The organism is Microcoleus sp. OTE_8_concoct_300 (genome assembly GCF_031383065.1).
Classification (GTDB): domain Bacteria; phylum Cyanobacteriota; class Cyanobacteriia; order Cyanobacteriales; family Microcoleaceae; genus Microcoleus.
The window spans coordinates 1-2,136 of sequence record NZ_JANMZH010000565.1; the positions used below are offsets into that span (position 1 = coordinate 1).

Sequence of the window (2,136 nt, forward strand, 5' to 3'; positions counted from 1 at the left end):
TGAGATTTTGTGGCGGTTTATCAAATATCAATGGCTCGAAATAGATGCCTACTCTAGCTGGCAATCTCTTGTTTCATCTGTCGAAATAATTCTTAAAGAATTTGGAGATAATTATGTAATTAATTTTGCTTAACTACTTAACTTCATCTCGATATCGAAAAGACTCGACAGTGTACAGCGGCGTGTGATGTTTCTGAATGTGAATAATGTCTTTTTTGGCGATCGACTCCTCGAGTTGAAAAGCTAAACTGTACTCTCGTGGGGATGAGATGCCGCAAAGCTGATTCAAGCTCGCATTATATCCCCATCCGTGGTCCGTCTCGAAAAAATCAAATTCTGATAACTTGCGGATACCGTAGCGATCGTACATTGATGTATCCGAATGCAGGACAGTCGTTGCATAATTGGCTTTCCACGCCGAAAACCGCTTCGTTTCCGCCTCCGTCGGGTCAGACAACAGCCTCATCACTTGGTCTGGTGGCATCGCAAAAACCACCTTATCAAATTCCTGGATTTCCCCATCAGAAAGCACAATTTTTACAGCATCAGCACTTCTGAAAGTCTGGGCAATCTCCACATTCAGCCGTATATCGCCCTTAAACCGCTCCAGAATCTTTTCAATGTAAGAATACACCCCGCCTTTAATCCTCACCCAGTTGACCAAGGCATAGTCGCGCAGAACAGGCAGCGCCAATTGGGCCGGAAAATTGTCGAGCGATTCAAACGGTATCGAGTAGCTGTACATCGTCAGCAACTTTAGCCAATAATTGCGGATGTTGGAGCTTTTCAAACTCTGAGAAAGCGGCACACCGTAGAAATCGTGCTGTTTAGCAAACCGCATTTTTAAAATAAATGCAGCCGAAGGAGCGTAGAGACTATCTAGCCGCAAATACTCGATTAGGCGTTGGATTCCGGTAAAATTCTTCCGGATCGAAACCGCCGATAAAAAGTGGCGGCCATCTTTAAGAAACAGCGCGGAACCAATCTGCACGGGTTCTAATTCAACGCCTAGCTCTTGCATAAAAGCCACGAAATTGTAAAACACAGTGGGAAATTCCAGCACCCCATTTTCTAATATTTCATTGCACTCTGATTGATTTGGCGCAACATTTTTGTTGAGCGTCCGAATGTGTCCGCCTAAAATCGGCTGCTTTTCCAACACAGTGACGTGATGCCCCTGTTTATCGAGCCAGTAGGCTGCTGCCATACCGCTCGCTCCTCCCCCAACAATTGCAATTCTCATAGTTCACTCCTAGATTGATAGAAGGAAGTTCGGCAACGGATTCTGTAACGGATGTAACGGATGTAACGGATAGAAGGAAGAAGGAAGTTCGGCAACGGATTCTGTAACGGATGTAAAGGATAGAAGGAAGAAGGAAGTTCGGCAACGGATTCTGTAACGGATGTAACGGATGTAACGGATGTAAAGGATAGAAGGAAGTTCGGCAACGGATTCTGTAACGGATGTAACGGATGTAAAGGATAGAAGGAAGAAGGAAGAAATTCTCGTTTCCAGATAGAACCTGGAAACGTATTTCACTGTTGCTGTGCCTCGTCATTTTTAAGAGGAGGCAGAGCCTCCAGAAATTCATTCCTTGGCAGAGCCAAGGAACGAGATAACGAGAGCAGAAACGAGAGATTTTTAAGAGGAGGCAGGGCAAGAGTGAAATTCATTCCTTGGCAAAGCCAAGGAACGAGAGAAATAGGAAAATAACCAATTGCCAATTTTCCTTAGCCTAAAATCGCATCGCCCGATAAACGTTGATAAAGCAGCGCCCCCGTCCAAAATGTCGGTGCAAAGCCTGGATACCCCGAGGAGGCGTTGCAGAAATAGAAATTGTTGAGGGATGTTTCATGATTTAGTCGATCGACCCCCATGTTGCGAGGCGTCAGGCTGGAACCGTAGGAATTACCGTTAGGACACCAACAGAAGCGCTCGTTAGTCGTCGGACTTCCGGTAATATGAAAGACCATGTGTTTGCGGAAATTCGGAACATATAGCACGTCTAAATGAGTTGTGCAAAAGCCTCGTATTTTTTCAAGTTAGGATTATTAAAAAGCTTAAAATCAAAGAAAAACTCGAATAATCGTTTAACGATGGAGAAGTTTGTACAGATGTGATAAAAACGCCGAATA

General features: G+C 44.4%; 2 protein-coding genes and 1 pseudogene. 1 reads left to right on the forward strand and 2 read right to left on the reverse strand.

Annotation, left to right across the window (positions count from 1 at the left end; all coding sequences use genetic code 11):
• Positions 1–133: pseudogene (locus ACUVJL_RS25920) on the forward strand (IS630-like element ISAcma34 family transposase); the annotation flags it as partial.
• Here ACUVJL_RS25920 and ACUVJL_RS25925 read toward each other — a convergent pair.
• Positions 134–1,243, reverse strand: a complete 1,110-nt coding sequence (locus ACUVJL_RS25925; RefSeq protein ID WP_445248464.1) for an FAD-dependent oxidoreductase — start codon at positions 1,241–1,243, stop codon at positions 134–136.
• A 488-nt stretch (positions 1,244–1,731) separates the two neighbouring features.
• Positions 1,732–1,974 (reverse strand): hypothetical protein, encoded by a 243-nt coding sequence (locus ACUVJL_RS25930; RefSeq protein ID WP_445248465.1) that lies wholly within the window; start codon positions 1,972–1,974, stop codon positions 1,732–1,734.
• Positions 1,975–2,136 lie beyond the last annotated feature (162 nt).

Bases quoted from the DNA above. Each gene is read 5' to 3' on its own strand.
- ACUVJL_RS25930 (WP_445248465.1), bottom strand. From the start codon at position 1,974: ATGGTCTTTCATATTACCGGAAGTCCGACGACTAACGAGCGCTTCTGT.
- ACUVJL_RS25925 (WP_445248464.1), bottom strand. From the start codon at position 1,243: ATGAGAATTGCAATTGTTGGGGGAGGAGCGAGCGGTATGGCAGCAGCC.